This window comes from Sphingomonas sp. 10B4, assembly GCF_035019905.1.
In the GTDB taxonomy this organism is placed as follows: Bacteria; Pseudomonadota; Alphaproteobacteria; order Sphingomonadales; family Sphingomonadaceae; genus Sphingomonas; species Sphingomonas glacialis.
This window is the reverse complement of the sequence record NZ_JASJVC010000188.1, coordinates 1-566: the sequence shown is the minus strand read 5'-3', so window position 1 is coordinate 566 and position 566 is coordinate 1. Positions and strand designations below refer to the sequence as shown.

Here is a 566-nt window from a genome sequence, read left to right as displayed (position 1 = left end):
CGGTGACCGTCCGCCTCTCATAACATCTTCAAGTAAAAGCGCGGTTATGCTCTCGCGACGTTATGCAACAAAGCCCTCCTGCGGCATGAACTGCTCGCTGCCCGACACGATGCGCCGGTCTGCGACTGACCACTCGTAGACATCGTTGTTTTGAATGCGAACAATGGCATCTGCAATTTCGTTCTCGGTGGCATCGGGGAACGCAGAGTTTAGTTCCTTCACTGCGTCATAAGGACCACCCCAGAGCCACTGATAGCCACCTTCCGCGTTCTCGTAAGGAAGTGAGTTAGCGGGGTCTTCGAAGTTCTCGAAGAACCACGCGACCATCTCCTCCACGTGGTTGTCATGCGAGGCATTCGAATCCAGCAGCGGCGCAACCGACAAAGGCAAGATGTGCGGTTCGGCCAACTATAATCTCCCCACTCAATACTCGGCCTCGCTTAAATACCGGCATGGACGAGAATACCAGCACATTAAAAGCCGGCCTGCCAGAGGTGGCTCGGCAAATTTGGACAGGCTGTTAAGTGGAGTTTCTGCCTGAAGGTGGCCAGCATGGCTGCCGAACA

1 protein-coding gene is annotated in these 566 nt (G+C 54.8%); it reads right to left on the bottom strand.

What is annotated here, in order from left to right:
- Window positions 1–60: 60 nt before the first annotated feature.
- Window positions 61–408 (bottom strand): HEPN-associated N-terminal domain-containing protein, encoded by a 348-nt coding sequence (locus QN347_RS19405; RefSeq protein ID WP_322162401.1) that lies wholly within the window; start codon window positions 406–408, stop codon window positions 61–63.
- Window positions 409–566 lie beyond the last annotated feature (158 nt).